Source organism: Bradyrhizobium sp. RT6a, from assembly GCF_040547675.1.
In the GTDB taxonomy this organism is placed as follows: domain Bacteria; phylum Pseudomonadota; class Alphaproteobacteria; order Rhizobiales; family Xanthobacteraceae; genus Bradyrhizobium.
In genome coordinates this window covers 1,042,709-1,055,810 of sequence record NZ_JBEPQC010000001.1, presented here as the reverse complement: position 1 = coordinate 1,055,810, position 13,102 = coordinate 1,042,709, and the positions used below count along the sequence as shown (strand labels likewise).

The following is a 13,102-nucleotide window of genomic DNA, read 5'->3' as shown; positions in this document are numbered from 1 at the left end:
GTCAGCCGTGTTGACGCGGGGGCACGCCTCCGCCGGCCAATAGCGCCCAACGGACCACCGGCCGGTTGGTTCCTTTTGAGTCCACTTGCCGGCAGTTCGCCTTTCCGAGAGGTTGCGATCAGCGCTTCGCTTCGCCGAACACCACATTCGGCACGGCGCGGTTGACGACCTCGCGCAGCGCGAAGCTCGATTGTACCCTCGCTACGCGCGGCAGGCGCGACAGCTCCATGCGGTGGATGCGCTCGAAATCCTGGATGTCGCGGGCGAGCACGATCAGGATGTAGTCGTCGGTCCCCGACATCAGGAAGCAGCGCACGACGGACGGGCATTTCACCACCTCCGCCTCGAACGCTTTCAACGCCTCATCGCTTTGGCTTTCCAGCGCGATACGGACCAGCACCGTGGTAGTGAGGCCGAATTGCGCGAGGTCGAGCGTAGCCTGATAGCCCTGGATGTAGCCGTCGTCTTCCAGCGCCTTCTGCCGCCGCCCGAGCGCGGTGCTGGACAGGCCAACCTTGTTGGCGAGCTCGGTGTGGCTGGCCCGCGCATTGGTCGTGAGTTCCGCGAGGATGGCGAGATCTTTCCGGTCGAGGGCCAAAGTTTCGTTTCCAGCGTGAAAGGGCGTTTGCGCGCCGGAAGCCGGCGCAGTGAGGCCAAAGCTAGCGGATATTTGCACGAAACCAAACCGGGCACCCCGCTACAATCATGAGGTGAATCAAAAGGAGCCCAGGATGCGCGTCGGTGTGCCCAAGGAGATCAAAGTGCAGGAATATCGCGTCGGGCTCACCCCCGGTGCGGTCCGCGAATATGTCGCGGCTGGGCACGAGGTAACGGTTGAGACCGGTGCGGGCGGCGGCATCGGCGCCTCCGACGAAGTCTACCGGCGGGCAGGGGCCATCATAGCCGAAAACGCTCGCGACATCTTCGCGAAGTCCGACATGATCGTGAAGGTGAAGGAGCCCCAGAAAAGCGAGTGGGCCCAGCTCCGCGAAAACCAGATCCTGTTCACTTATCTCCATCTCGCGCCGGATCCCGAACAGGCCCGGGGTTTGCTTGCCTCCGGCTGCACTGCGATCGCCTATGAAACCGTCACCGACGCGGCCGGTCACCTCCCCCTGCTTGCGCCGATGAGCGAAGTCGCCGGCCGCCTTGCCATCGAGGCTGCCGGCGCCGCGCTCAAGCGCTCGGCTGGCGGCCGCGGGCTGCTGCTGGGCGGCGTTCCCGGCGTGCAGCCGGCGCGGGTCGTCGTGCTCGGCGGCGGCGTGGTGGGAACGCAAGCCGCCCGCATGGCCGCGGGCCTTGGCGCCGAAGTCACCGTGATCGACCGTTCGATTCCTCGGTTGCGGGAGCTTGACGATCTCTTTGCCGGGCGCGTGCGCACCCGCTTCTCCACCATCGAGTCGGTCGAGGAGGAGGTGTTCGCTGCCGACGTCGTGATCGGCGCGGTGCTGGTGCCGGGCGCGAGTGCGCCCAAGCTCGTCACGCGCGCGATGTTGACATCGATGCGACCGGGCGCCGTGCTGGTCGACGTCGCGATCGATCAGGGCGGCTGCTTCGAGACCTCGCACCCGACCACGCATGCCGATCCGACCTATCTGGTTGACGGCATCGTGCATTATTGCGTGGCTAACATGCCCGGCGCGGTGCCGGTGACGTCGAGTCAGGCGCTGAACAACGCGACGCTGCCGTTCGGCTTGATGCTCGCGAACAAGGGTTTTGCCGCGGTGTTGGAAAATCCACATCTGCGCGACGGGCTGAATGTGCATCGCGGCCGCATCGCCAACAAGGCGGTGGCCGAAAGCCTCGGGCTGGAGTTTGCCCCGGTCGAGAGTGGGCTGGCGGCGTAGCGTTGCTGCTCATACCGGCTTGCGATGGCGGCTGCCGAGCGCGGCCTCGATCGTCTCGGGATGTTTGATGCGTTCGATCAGCATGTCGATGCGGTCGCCACCCCAGAACAGCTCGCCGTTGAACACCATGGTCGGGACGCCGAACACGCCGAGCGCTTCGGCCTCGTCGATGATGCGGTCGTGTTCGGCGCGGGCAGGGCCGTGGACGTAGGCTTCGAACTCACCGGCTGAGCCACCGCAGGACGTGATGACGTCGGTGATTGCGGCGAGATCGTCGATCTCGAGCTCATGGCTCCAGAACCGACGAAACACCGTGTCGTGATAAGGCCGGAAGAAGCCGTGCTGTTGGGCGAACAGCATGCCGACGCTGGAATAGAACGCGTTGTAGATCCGCCGGGGCCCTTTCATGACGAGCCCTTGCGCATTGGCATAGCGCCGGGCGTCCATATAGGCGTAGCGGACCTTGCGCCAGAAATGCGGCGTGCGCTCTTCCACGGTCCCCATGAATTCGGCAACGCGCAGCGTATAGGGCAGCCATTCGAGCTCGACGCCGTGCGTTTCCTCGAGTTCGAACAGACGCTTATTGGCGACGAATGCGTAGGGGCTCTTGTAGTCAGTGTAGATGCGCACGTTGGGCTTCGGCATGACAGCTCCCTCCCTAGCTCAAGCCTTCGTCAGCTTGTACTGCCGCAGATCCGGATCATGCGTCATGCGCCAGTAATCCACGAATCGCCAGGGCATCGCGGAAAACACGCGGCCGCTCGAATTGCGATAGTACGTGCTCATGCCGGGATGAGTCCAGATCATTGCCTCGTGCTCGACATCGACCTTCTGGACGTAGTCGTCCAGTACTTCCTTGCGGAGATCGATCGCGGCGACGTCGTGCTCGATCATGGCGGCAAGGCAGGCGGAGATGTAGCGGCTTTGGCATTCCGACTGGAAGATGACGCTGCCCCCATGCGCGGGACCGGAATTGGGGCCGAGCATGCAGAAGAAATTGGGAAAACCGGGGACGGTAAGGCCAAGAAACGCGGTCGGATTGTCGTTGCCCCAGGCCTCGCGCAAATCCTTGCCGTCGCGGCCGCTGATGTTGAGGCGCGCGGCCATCTCCGTGACCTTGAAGCCGGTGGCGACCACGATGGTGTCGGCGGAGCGATGCCTGCCGTCCGCGGTGACGATGCCGCTCTGTTCAAAATGATCGATCGCGTCGGTGACGAGCTCGACGTTCGGGCGCGTCAGGGTTTTGAACCAGTTGTTGTCGAGCAAAATGCGCTTGCCGTAGGGCGGATAGGTCGGGACGCATTTTTCGATCAGGTCCGGCCGGTCCTTCAATTCCGATCGAATGAAATCGGTCAGTTCCTGACGATGCCGGTCGTTGCCCTTGTTGACGGCGCGATTCGGATGCGGCCAGGCCGGGTCCTTGCGCAGGAAGGGCAATAGCCCGTCGCCATAGCGCCAGAACATGTTGAAGCGATACCATTGCACATAGAAGGGCAGATGTGCGAGCAGCCAGCGCGCGCCTTCGCTGATGGGGTCGGCATACCCTTTCACCGGCCGCGCCCATTGCGCGCTGCGCTGATAGATCGTGACCGAGGCGACACGGTCGGCAATCGCCGGCACGAGCTGCATCGATGTCGCGCCGGTGCCGATCACGGCGACATGCGTGTCGTCGAGTTTGATGTCATCGGACCACAGGGCGGAATGTAGGATCGTTCCCTCGAAATCTTCCTCGCCCCTGAAGCTGGCGCGCGAGGGATCGTTGAGCTGGCCGATCGCCGAGACCAGCGCGGTGGATTCGAACGTTTCCTCGCCATTCTCGGTCCTGAGCGTCGAGATCCAGCGCCGCTTGCCTTCGTCCCAATGCGACGAGGTCAGCTCGGTGTTGACGCGCAGATGCTTGCGGATGCCGTATTCGTTGGCGACCTTGACCAGATATCCATGCAACTCCTCGCGCTGACAGAAGTAACGGGTCCAGGCATTGCCCGGGCCGAAGGAGTAGGAATAGGAGTGGTTTGGCGTGTCGACGCCGCAACCTGGATAGCGGTTGATCCACCAGGTGCCGCCGAGCTCCTGATTCTTCTCGACGATGGTGTAGGGAATGCCGAGATGGCCGAGTGCGACGGCGAGCGCGATGGCACAGACGCCGGCACCCACGATCAGCACATGCTGCTCGGCGAGTTGTTGGTCTGAAGGGCGCTTGGCCCAGCGCGTTTCGCGCGGCACGAAACCCATCTCCTCGCGCATCAGGGGCGCATATTCCGGCGAGACATTCTCGCCGAGACAGGCGCGCATCATCTTTAGCAATAGCTCCTCGCCGGGATCGGTGATCACGGGCTTAGGCGTGCCGCCGGCAAAGAGCTTGACCACCGCGGCGCGGATCTCATCCTGGATCTCCCGGGGCACGCCGGCTTCGGGATCGGGAATGAGGCGGATGTCGCGCTTTGGCAGATAAGGCGGTTCCAGCCATCGCTCGTCGCCGGTCATGTGCACCAGCACCATCAGCAGGCAGCGGATGTCCCCTTCTGCAATCGCCGAGGTGAGGTCGAGCGCCTTGTGCGGACATTCGATGTTCATGGCGTGTCTTGATCTCCGGATGCAGTGAAGAGGCCGCGCGTCATCAGCTTGCGATAGGCGGAGATGACGTGGTCGGGAACAGCGGTGACACCATCGGCGGAATAGGAGTAGCGGCGGCTGAGATAGCCGCGCGAGCCCATCAGCATGTGGACGATGGCCTCGAACTCCTCGTCGCTGTAATTCTCGATCGCGCCTGAACGTCGCGCGCGACGCAAAATGCGGACATAGGCGACCGAGATGTTGTCGAGATGCTTCTGGTAACCGTGGGGTGCGAAGAATTCGGCCTCGTTGAGGATGCGCAGAAATTCCGGGACCTCGCGGATGAAGTCGAAGAAGGCGGAGAAACGCGCGATCTCCTGCCGTGCTGCATCCGCCGTGCCGGTGCGGGCGCGGATGAACTCGACCATGTCGAGGCCGATCTTCGGCAGCAGCTGGTCGAGCAGCTCCTGACGGTTCTCGAAATGATTGTAGAAGGTACCTTGCGCGACGCCAGCCTCCTCGGTGATGCGCGCAACGGAGGCCTCGGCATAGCCGTGCTTGCCGACGATTTTCGTGGCGGCCTCGAAGATCTTCTGCTTGGTCCAGGCGTTGCGCTCGACGCGGTTGAGCTTTGTGACTTTCTCGGTGGCGGGGCCTCGCGTCATGCCACGGTCTCCAGTTCAGCGCGCAGCACGCGCTTGAGAATTTTTCCGGACGGATTGCGCGGCAGGCTGGCGCGGATGATGAGCTGTTTCGGTACCTTGAAGCTCGCCAGCCGTAACTGGCAATGCTCGATGAGGGCCGCGAGCTCGAGGCTCGCGCCTTCGGCCAGCACGACGATCGCGACCGGCCGCTCACCCCAGCGCGGATCGCGCAGGCCGATCACCGCGACCTCGCGCACCTCGGGCAAATCGTAGATGACACGCTCGACCTCGGAGGATGCGATGTTCTCGCCGCCGGAGATGATCATGTCCTTCTTGCGGTCGGTCAAATACAGGAAGCCGTCGTCGTCGAGATAGCCGACGTCGCCGCTGCGAAACCACTCGCCGAAGAAGGCTGACGCAGTCTTCTCCGGATCCTTCCAATAGCCGCGCATGATCTTCGGCCCGCGCAGGCAGATCTCGCCATTGACGTTCGGCGGCAGCTTGTTGCCGTCCTCGTCGCGGATCTCGATCTCGACGTGAGCAATGGCGCGCCCGGTGGACCCGATCTTCTCGATTTCGCGGCCGGCGTCCATGAAGGTGTCGCCGCCGACGGTCTCGGTTAGGCCGTAGGCGTCGATGTAGCGCGCATTGCGAAAATAATCGGAGAAGGCGCGGATACGCAGTTCAGGCGTCTTCTCGCCGCCGCCGATCGCCCATTTCAGGCTCGACACGTCGTAGCGGTTACGCGTCGTGCAGGTGAGCATCGCCGTGGTCATGACAGGCGCGAACCATGCGGCATTGAGCTTGTCTTCCGCGATTGCCGCAAGCGCGCTCTCCGGTTCGAAAGAGCGCTCGATATGGATGAAGCCGCCATGCCAGAGCACGGCGATGCCGGGCAAATCGAGCGCGCCGACGTGATAGAGCGGGCCGACGACGAGAAGGCGCGTCTCCGCGCTCAAGCCCAGTGCGACCGTCTGGTCCGCCGACTTCCAGTAGAAATTATCGTAACTGAGCATCACCCCCTTAGGGCGGTCGGTGGTGCCCGAGGTGTACATCAGACGCATCAGGTCGGACGGCTGGCGGACGTTCATCGGCGCGGCCGCAGAGTCGCCGGCGAGGCACGTCACGCTCTGCTGTGCTGCCTCGTCGAGTATGACAACTTGCGCTCCAGCGGCATTCACAGCCAATTCTTCATCGGCGATCAACAGGCGAGCACCGGCATCGCCAGTGATGTAGCCGACCTCATCGCGCGAGAGGCGGAAGTTGATCGGTAAAAACACCGCGCCGAGATGGCTTGTGGCAAAGACGAGTTCCAGGAAGGCTGCACTGTTCTTCATCAGCACGGCTACGACGTCGCCGGCGCCGATGCCTTGTGCCGCGAGCCAGCCGGCCACCTTCCACACGCGCGCGTCGAGGACCGCATAGGAGATCTCCTCGCCGCGATATTTCAGCGCAGGCCGGTCCGGCGTGCGCCGGGCATGAAAGGCAACGAAGCTCGACAGGTTGATCATTTTGCGGGCTTTGGGCCGATGGTCGGCGCCGTTTCCTGTATAATGAATTCTGACTCATAATTCATGTTCGGCTTGACGTCACCCCCTGCCTCTGAAATCCTTGGGAATACGGAGACGAGAGATCTCCGGCTGGGATCAGGACACGCCGACCCGACAGAGGGAGGGAAAAATGACGAGAACCCGCACGCCGGGCATCAGCCGCCGTTCAACATTGGCGCTGATGGGCGCCGGTGCGATGAGTGTTGCCGCGCCGTGGGTGGCGCGCGCGCAAGCCAAGACCATCAAGATCGGCATGCCGACGATCTTGTCGGGCCGGGTCGCGCAGCTCGGCACGTCGTCCCGCAACGCGGTGATGCTCGAGGTCGACAAGGTCAACGCAGCCGGCGGGCTCGCTGGGCGGCAGATCGAAATGGTGATCCGCGACTCCAAGGGCCAGCCGCAGGAAGCTGCCCGCGTCGCGCGCGAACTCGTCAACACTGACGGCTGCGAGTGGCTGATCGACGGCGAGGCTTCGTCCGGATCGTTCGCGGTGCACGAGGTGGCGCGCGATCTCGGCGTGCTCTGTGTCCACACCTGCTCGGAAGCGTCGTCGCTGACGGCCGATCCGAAGCAGCACGTCCCGAACGCGTTCCGCTGCGTGCGCCAGGGCATCCACGATTCCATCGTCGGCGGCAGTTATGCGGCTGCGATCTCGAAAGCCAAGGGCCTGAAAAAATGGGCGACCTGCTCGCCCGACTATGCCTATGGCCGCGACACCACGGGCGAGTTCACGCTGTACCTGAAGCGCTTCGCGCCGGACATCGAGATCATCAGCGAGTCCTGGCCCAAACTGTTCCAGCCCGACTACACCGAAGTGGTGACCAAGATTTTGCAGGCCAAGCCGCAGGCGCTGTACTCCTGCCTATGGGGCGGCGATCTCACCTCCTATATCGACCAGGCCAACATCTACGCGATGTTCGGCCAGATGGAGGTGTTCGCCGTCAATATGGCCGACTACACCGCGCTCACCGTGGTGAAGAACCTGCCCAAGGGCATCCATTCCGGCAACCGCTACATCAAGTCGTTCCCGACCACGCCGGAAAATGCGGCCTGGGGCGATGCCTACAAGGCCAAGTACAACGAATATCCAACCAACTGGTCGTGGCAGAACGCGACCGCGGTGATGTTCCTCGCCGAAGCCGCGAAGAAGGCCAATTCAACCGATGGCAAGAAGATCGCCGAGGTCTTGAAGGGCCTCACCATCAAGTGCCCGTTCGGCGCCGACGGCACCGTGACTATGCGCGGCGACGACCACACGCTGGTTGGCTACGCCATCGGCTGGGGCACCACGATCCCGCAGGAGCCCTATGTCCCCGAGGTCAAGGCAGGCGACTGGAAGACCATCTTCGAGCTCGAGGCCGAGTGGAAGAAGAGCAAGGGCTACACCTGATCGCCCGCGCGACGGAGGCGAGCGATCGCCTCCGTCTTCATTTAGCTCTCCGCGCCGGGATCGGCGCACGACAATGAAAGTGCCCCCGTGGATCTCGACGCGCTTGCCGGCTGCCTCTCCAGCTCCGCTTGCCTGGTGACGCAAACCACCAGCGGCCTCATCATTGGCATGCTGCTGTTCCTGGTCGCGGTTGGGCTGACACTAATTTTTGGCGTGCTCAAGATCGTCAATTTCAGCCACGGCGCCTTCTACATGTTCGGCGCTTATTTCGCGATGACGGCCTATCAGCTCACGGGCAGCTTTGCACTCGCGATGCTTGCCGGTGCAGCCGGTACCGCGGTCCTTGGGCTGATCTTCGAGCGCGTCTTCATGAGCCGCGTCTATGGTGCCGATGTGCTGATGCAGCTGCTCGTCTGCTACGCCTTCGTGCTGATCTTCGATGATGTGGTGCGGCTGATCTGGGGGCCGGAATTCAAGTCGATGGGCATGCCCGCGGCGTTCCAGGTGATGCCGTTGTTCATCGCGGGTGGCGTCGTGCCGCCTTATTATCTGCTGCTGATCGGCGTGGCGCTGGTCGCGGCGATCGTGCTCGGTATTGGGCTCTCGCGCAGCCGCATCGGCAAGGTGATCCGTGCCGCCGCGCACAATCCCGGCATGGTATCCGCGCTCGGAATCAACACCGGTCTGATCTACGGCGGCGTGTTCGCGCTCGGCGGGATGCTGGCTGGCCTCGCCGGCGCGCTCGCCGCACCAGTGCGATCGCTGACCCCGGGCATGGGATTCTCGGTGCTGATCGAATCCTTCATCGTCACCGTGATCGGCGGCATGGGCTCGATTGTGGGCGCGCTGGTTGGCGCGTTGCTGCTCGGCCTGATCCGTTCGTTCGGCTCGCTCGGCTTTCCCCTGTTCACGGAAGGCCTGATGTATCTGTTCATGGTGATCGTGCTGGTCTCGAAGCCCACCGGCCTGTTCGGCAAGGAGGCGGCATGACCGAGCTGGAGGCCGGGCGCGCCGACAGGCTGGCGCCGGTGCGCAGCGTCGCCGCGCTTCAACGCTATCGCGATGTCCTGATCGCGCTGATCGCCTTAGCCGTGCTGGCCAGTTTGCCGCTGTTGACTGACAGCAAGGCGCTGCTCGATTTCGTCATTCGCTGCTCCGCCTATGGCCTGTTCGCGACCTCGCTCAACCTGCTGGTCGGCTACACCGGGCTGACCTCGTTCGGCCACGGCATGTTCTTCGGCCTCGGCGCCTACAGTTTCGGCCTGATCATGCAGAAGCTCGGCGTGCCCATTCCGGTCGCGTTCGTCGCGACGCTGGCGATCACTGCGCTCGTCGCAGCTGTTATCGGCGCGATCTGCGTCCGGCTGAAGGAGATCTACTTCGCCTTCGTCACGCTGGCGTTCCAGATGCTGATCCACTCGACCATCCTGTCCTGGGCCTCCTTCACCGGCGGCGACCAGGGCCTGCGCGGCGGCATTCCGCGTCCCGCTTTCCTCGGCATCAATCTCGCCAATCATGTCCATCTCTATGTCGCGAGCTGTGCGCTCCTTGTCCTCGGCCTGCTGGCAATGCGCCAGATCGCGCAGTCCCCCTTCGGCTACACGCTGCGCATGATCCGGGACAACGCTGCGCGCGCGAGCTTCCTCGGCATCGACGTCTGGCGCGCAAAGCTCACCGTGTTCGTGCTGGCGGCGCTGTTTGCCTCGATGGGCGGCATGGTGATGGCGCTGTTCGTCTCCGGCGCCTATCCCGAATTCGCCTATTGGACCATCTCGGGCGAGGGCATTTTCATCAACATGCTCGGCGGCGTCTCGACCTTCCTCGGGCCGATGGTCGGGACCGTACTGCTGCTGCTGCTCAACGACACAGTCACGCGATTCACCGAATACCACGGCATCGTGCTCGGCGTCGTGATCCTGTTCTTCGCGCTGGGCCTGCGCAAAGGCCTGCTGGATTTCGTCGCCGAATGGTACACGCACCAGCGCGATGCGGGCGAGGGGCGCTAGCCATGCTTGAAATCCGCAACCTCGCAAAATCCTTTGGCGGTGTGAAAGCGACCAACGACGTCTCTCTCGACTTCCCCGACGGCTCGCTCACGGCCGTGATCGGCCCGAACGGCGCGGGCAAGAGCACCTTCTTCAATTTGATCACCGGGGCGCTGAAGCCGGATTCCGGAGAGGTGCTGCTCGATGGCGTTGATCTCGCCGGCCGCTCGCCGCCGGAGATAGTCCGCCATGGCATCGGCCGGGCGTTTCAGGTCGCCAGCATCTTTAAATCGCTGACGGTGCAGGAGACCATGCTCGCCGCGGTCAGCGCCGACCAGCGCACCTCCGCGGTGCTGCACAAGCGCTTTCCGTTGCCCGAGACGCGCGATCGCGCCGAGCACGTGATGGAGCTGCTGGGTCTCGCCGGCAAACGCAATCGCACCGCTGCGACCTTGTCGCATGGCGACCAGAAGCTGCTCGACATCGCGCTGGCGCTGGTGCTCGAACCGAAAGTGCTGCTGCTGGACGAGCCGACCGCCGGCATGGGCCCGGAAGAGCGCTGGCGCATGATTGACAAGGTGCGTGAGCTCTGGGAGACGCAAAAGATCACCGTGGTCTTCATCGAGCACGACATGGACATCGTGTTCAAGATCGCACCGAAAATCGTGGTGCTCTGCTACGGCCGCATTCTCGCGAACGGTACGCCCGACGAGATCCGCAATGACAGTGCCGTGATCGAGGCCTATCTCGGCACCGAGCATGCGGGAGCCGCCGCATGAGCGCTGTGATCGAAGTCGCCGATCTCGATGTCTACTACGGCACGAGCCAGATCCTGTTCGGCGTCGCGCTCGCGGTGCGGCAGGGCGAGACCATGGCACTGCTCGGCCGCAACGGCGCAGGCAAGTCGACGACCATGAAGGCGATCATGGGCTTGGCGCCGCCGCGACGGGGTCAAATCAGCCTGCGCGGCGCGGTGATCTCCGGCCGCAAGCCGCACCATATCGCGCGCGCCGGCCTCGGCTTCGTGCCGGAGGACCGCCAGATCTTTCCGGAGCATACGGTTGAGGACAACCTCGTCATCGGCCGGAAGCGCGGACCGGAGGGCCAGGACGAATGGCCCATCAAGCGCATCTACGAAGTCTTCCCGCTGCTGGAGCCGCTGCGCCACCGCATCGCCGGGCGCCTGTCAGGCGGCGAGCAGCAGATGCTCGCGATCGCGCGTACGCTGATGGGCAATCCTGCGCTGCTGCTGCTGGACGAGCCGAGCGAGGGTCTCGCGCCGATCATCGTGCAGCGGATCGGCGAGTTGTTGCGGCAACTCCGGAAGCTCGGATCGACCGTGCTGATCGCCGAGCAGAACATGCATTTCTGCCTGGGGCTGGCGAGCCATGCCACTGTCATCGACAAGGGCCAGATCGTCTATGCCGCCGCGATCGACGAGCTGAAGGCCAACGAGACGATCCGGCGACGTTATCTGGCCCTCTAGGCGGAGCCGCCAGTGTCCAAATAGGCCAAAAGAAGAAAACTGTTGCCCCGGGTCTAATGGACGGAAGGAGTTTCCCCGTCGAGGGGCAAATACGCCAATCGCTTCCATTGCTGTTTGGGGCCGAAACGACGACATTTCGATCAGAAATTGATGGATTGACTGCTATGGAACGCACCAGGTTTGAGCCTTTCGGCGAGCAATTGGTGTCCGCAACGGACACGCAGCCGCGCTCGCGCGGGTCGAAGCTGCTGCTGCGGGTCGGCACCGGCCTGTTCTGGTCGCTGGTCGCCGGTATCGTGCTGGCGCGCGCGGCCTTCTTCGAGCCCGGCGTCTATGACGGCTTCAGCCGCGTTGCCTCACTGGCCAAGAGCTTGATCTTCTAAGGCGCGCCTGATCTTCTAAAGGGCGCCTGGCCGTCGAGCCGCATTATCCCGGGTTGAGGATAGAACTTCCCTCGGCTCTGATATGTCGAAAACTTATTTCCCAATCGGCTGGCGCTGCGTATAAATCCTTCTCCTCTGGGAGAGATTTGTGTCGCAGAATCAAGCATCCAGCCCGGCCGACGCTAAGCCGACCACGGCCACCAGCCGCATCGTTGCGCTGATTCCCGGCATCCTCCTCTGCATCGCCGTGGCCGGCGTTTCGGCCCTGCTCGAACGGGCGGAATTGGGTGTCTTCGAGCATCCCTATGTCGAGGCGCTGGTGATGGCGATCTTGCTCGGCATGGCCGTGCGCAGCTTCTGGAAGCCCGCGCCGCGCTGGCAGTCCGGCATCGCCTTCAGCGCCAAGCAGCTGCTCGAAGTTGCCGTCATGCTGCTGGGGGCCTCGATCAGCTTTGCCGCGATCGCGGCGTCGGGCGTCGCGCTGTTGGCCTCGATCGCAGCGGTCGTCGTGATCGCGCTCAGCGTCTCCTTCGGCATCAGCCGCCTGCTTGGTCTGTCGACGCGGCTTTCGATCCTGATCGCCTGCGGCAACTCGATCTGCGGCAATTCGGCAATTGCGGCGGTGGCGCCGATCATCGGCGCCAACAATGACGAGATCGCATCCTCGATCTCCTTCACCGCGATCCTCGGCGTGATGATGGTGCTCGGCCTGCCGCTGCTGATTCCGTTGCTGCAGCTATCGGCCACGCAGTACGGCATCCTCGCAGGCCTCACCGTCTATGCCGTGCCTCAGGTGCTGGCCGCGACGGTGCCGGCTGGGCTCGTCTCGACGCAGATCGGCACGCTCGTCAAGCTGATGCGCGTGCTGATGCTCGGGCCGGTGGTCGTCGGCCTCTCGCTCACGGCCTCGCGCTGGCACAGCGACGCCAAGAAGGCCAATGTCGGCTTTTTCCGCCTGGTCCCGTGGTTCATCCTCGGCTTCCTTGCGCTGGCGACCCTGCGATCCCTGGAGATCGTGCCGGGCACGGTGGTCGGTCCGGTGACGAAGATCACCAGCTTCCTCACGGTGGTGTCGATGGCGGCGCTGGGCCTGGGTGTCGACGTCAGGGTGCTGGCCAATGTCGGGGGCAGGGTGACGGCGGCCGTGACATTGTCGCTGCTGCTACTGCTCGGCATCAGCATCGCGCTGGTGCACTGGTTCAAGTGAGACAAGCTGCTGCCCCACACTCCGCCTCCTTCTCCCGCAACGGGAGAAGGGAAGTAA

13 protein-coding genes are annotated in these 13,102 nt (G+C 63.5%); 8 read left to right on the top strand and 5 right to left on the bottom strand.

Going from position 1 to position 13,102, the window contains the following annotated elements:
* Window positions 1-118: 118 nt before the first annotated feature.
* The gene (locus ABIC03_RS05150) at window positions 119-598 is read right to left on the bottom strand and encodes an Lrp/AsnC family transcriptional regulator (protein ID WP_275167682.1); all 480 of its coding nucleotides are present in this window, start codon (window positions 596-598) and stop codon (window positions 119-121) included.
* A 133-nt stretch (window positions 599-731) separates the two neighbouring features.
* On the opposite strand from ABIC03_RS05150, the gene ald reads away from it, so the two are divergent.
* Window positions 732-1,847: an alanine dehydrogenase gene (ald, locus tag ABIC03_RS05145; RefSeq protein WP_354056077.1), complete on the top strand. Its 1,116-nt coding sequence runs from the start codon at window positions 732-734 to the stop codon at window positions 1,845-1,847.
* 9 nt (window positions 1,848-1,856) lie between these two features.
* Here ald and ABIC03_RS05140 read toward each other — a convergent pair whose 3' ends face one another.
* The 4 genes from ABIC03_RS05140 to ABIC03_RS05125 are packed head-to-tail and all read right to left on the bottom strand — an operon-like array spanning window position 1,857 to window position 6,555.
* Window positions 1,857-2,492 carry a 2-hydroxychromene-2-carboxylate isomerase gene (locus tag ABIC03_RS05140; RefSeq protein ID WP_354056075.1) on the bottom strand — a complete coding sequence of 212 codons (636 nt, stop codon included), beginning with the start codon at window positions 2,490-2,492 and terminating at the stop codon, window positions 1,857-1,859.
* An 18-nt stretch (window positions 2,493-2,510) separates the two neighbouring features.
* Window positions 2,511-4,421 (bottom strand): flavin-containing monooxygenase, encoded by a 1,911-nt coding sequence (locus ABIC03_RS05135; protein WP_354056073.1) that lies wholly within the window; start codon window positions 4,419-4,421, stop codon window positions 2,511-2,513.
* The gene (locus ABIC03_RS05130) at window positions 4,418-5,065 is read right to left on the bottom strand and encodes a TetR/AcrR family transcriptional regulator (RefSeq protein WP_354056071.1); all 648 of its coding nucleotides are present in this window, start codon (window positions 5,063-5,065) and stop codon (window positions 4,418-4,420) included. The genes ABIC03_RS05135 and ABIC03_RS05130 overlap by 4 nt, the downstream gene beginning before the upstream one ends.
* Complete coding sequence (locus ABIC03_RS05125) at window positions 5,062-6,555, bottom strand: AMP-binding protein (RefSeq protein WP_354056069.1); 1,494 nt, start codon at window positions 6,553-6,555, stop codon at window positions 5,062-5,064. Before ABIC03_RS05125 ends, ABIC03_RS05130 begins: the two co-directional genes overlap by 4 nt.
* A 169-nt stretch (window positions 6,556-6,724) precedes the next feature.
* On the opposite strand from ABIC03_RS05125, the gene ABIC03_RS05120 reads away from it, so the two are divergent.
* The 7 genes from ABIC03_RS05120 (at window position 6,725) to ABIC03_RS05090 (ending at window position 13,045) form a co-directional block, all read left to right on the top strand.
* Window positions 6,725-7,984: an ABC transporter substrate-binding protein gene (locus ABIC03_RS05120; RefSeq protein WP_354056067.1), complete on the top strand. Its 1,260-nt coding sequence runs from the start codon at window positions 6,725-6,727 to the stop codon at window positions 7,982-7,984.
* Between the two features lie 87 nt (window positions 7,985-8,071).
* Window positions 8,072-8,974: a branched-chain amino acid ABC transporter permease gene (locus ABIC03_RS05115; protein WP_354056065.1), complete on the top strand. Its 903-nt coding sequence runs from the start codon at window positions 8,072-8,074 to the stop codon at window positions 8,972-8,974.
* Entirely contained in the window at window positions 8,971-9,990 is a 1,020-nt protein-coding gene (locus tag ABIC03_RS05110; RefSeq protein WP_354056063.1) for a branched-chain amino acid ABC transporter permease, read from the top strand. Before ABIC03_RS05115 ends, ABIC03_RS05110 begins: the two co-directional genes overlap by 4 nt.
* 2 nt (window positions 9,991-9,992) lie before the next feature.
* Window positions 9,993-10,748 (top strand): ABC transporter ATP-binding protein, encoded by a 756-nt coding sequence (locus ABIC03_RS05105; protein WP_354056060.1) that lies wholly within the window; start codon window positions 9,993-9,995, stop codon window positions 10,746-10,748.
* The gene (locus tag ABIC03_RS05100; protein ID WP_275167672.1) at window positions 10,745-11,455 is read left to right on the top strand and encodes an ABC transporter ATP-binding protein; all 711 of its coding nucleotides are present in this window, start codon (window positions 10,745-10,747) and stop codon (window positions 11,453-11,455) included. Before ABIC03_RS05105 ends, ABIC03_RS05100 begins: the two co-directional genes overlap by 4 nt.
* Window positions 11,456-11,619: 164 nt before the next feature.
* The gene (locus tag ABIC03_RS05095) at window positions 11,620-11,838 is read left to right on the top strand and encodes a hypothetical protein (protein ID WP_007593267.1); all 219 of its coding nucleotides are present in this window, start codon (window positions 11,620-11,622) and stop codon (window positions 11,836-11,838) included.
* A 148-nt stretch (window positions 11,839-11,986) separates the two neighbouring features.
* Window positions 11,987-13,045 (top strand): YeiH family protein, encoded by a 1,059-nt coding sequence (locus ABIC03_RS05090; protein WP_354056057.1) that lies wholly within the window; start codon window positions 11,987-11,989, stop codon window positions 13,043-13,045.
* The last annotated feature ends 57 nt before the right edge of the window (window positions 13,046-13,102 follow it).

What these genes read in the sequence shown, in the direction of transcription:
- ABIC03_RS05125 (WP_354056069.1), bottom strand. Translation starts at nt 6,555, where the DNA reads ATGATCAACCTGTCGAGCTTCGTTGCCTTTCATGCCCGGCGCACGCCG.
- ABIC03_RS05105 (WP_354056060.1), top strand. Translation starts at nt 9,993, where the DNA reads ATGCTTGAAATCCGCAACCTCGCAAAATCCTTTGGCGGTGTGAAAGCG.
- ABIC03_RS05130 (WP_354056071.1), bottom strand. Translation starts at nt 5,065, where the DNA reads ATGACGCGAGGCCCCGCCACCGAGAAAGTCACAAAGCTCAACCGCGTC.
- ABIC03_RS05140 (WP_354056075.1), bottom strand. Translation starts at nt 2,492, where the DNA reads ATGCCGAAGCCCAACGTGCGCATCTACACTGACTACAAGAGCCCCTAC.
- ABIC03_RS05100 (WP_275167672.1), top strand. Translation starts at nt 10,745, where the DNA reads ATGAGCGCTGTGATCGAAGTCGCCGATCTCGATGTCTACTACGGCACG.
- ald (WP_354056077.1), top strand. Translation starts at nt 732, where the DNA reads ATGCGCGTCGGTGTGCCCAAGGAGATCAAAGTGCAGGAATATCGCGTC.
- ABIC03_RS05135 (WP_354056073.1), bottom strand. Translation starts at nt 4,421, where the DNA reads ATGAACATCGAATGTCCGCACAAGGCGCTCGACCTCACCTCGGCGATT.
- ABIC03_RS05095 (WP_007593267.1), top strand. Translation starts at nt 11,620, where the DNA reads ATGGAACGCACCAGGTTTGAGCCTTTCGGCGAGCAATTGGTGTCCGCA.
- ABIC03_RS05120 (WP_354056067.1), top strand. Translation starts at nt 6,725, where the DNA reads ATGACGAGAACCCGCACGCCGGGCATCAGCCGCCGTTCAACATTGGCG.
- ABIC03_RS05110 (WP_354056063.1), top strand. Translation starts at nt 8,971, where the DNA reads ATGACCGAGCTGGAGGCCGGGCGCGCCGACAGGCTGGCGCCGGTGCGC.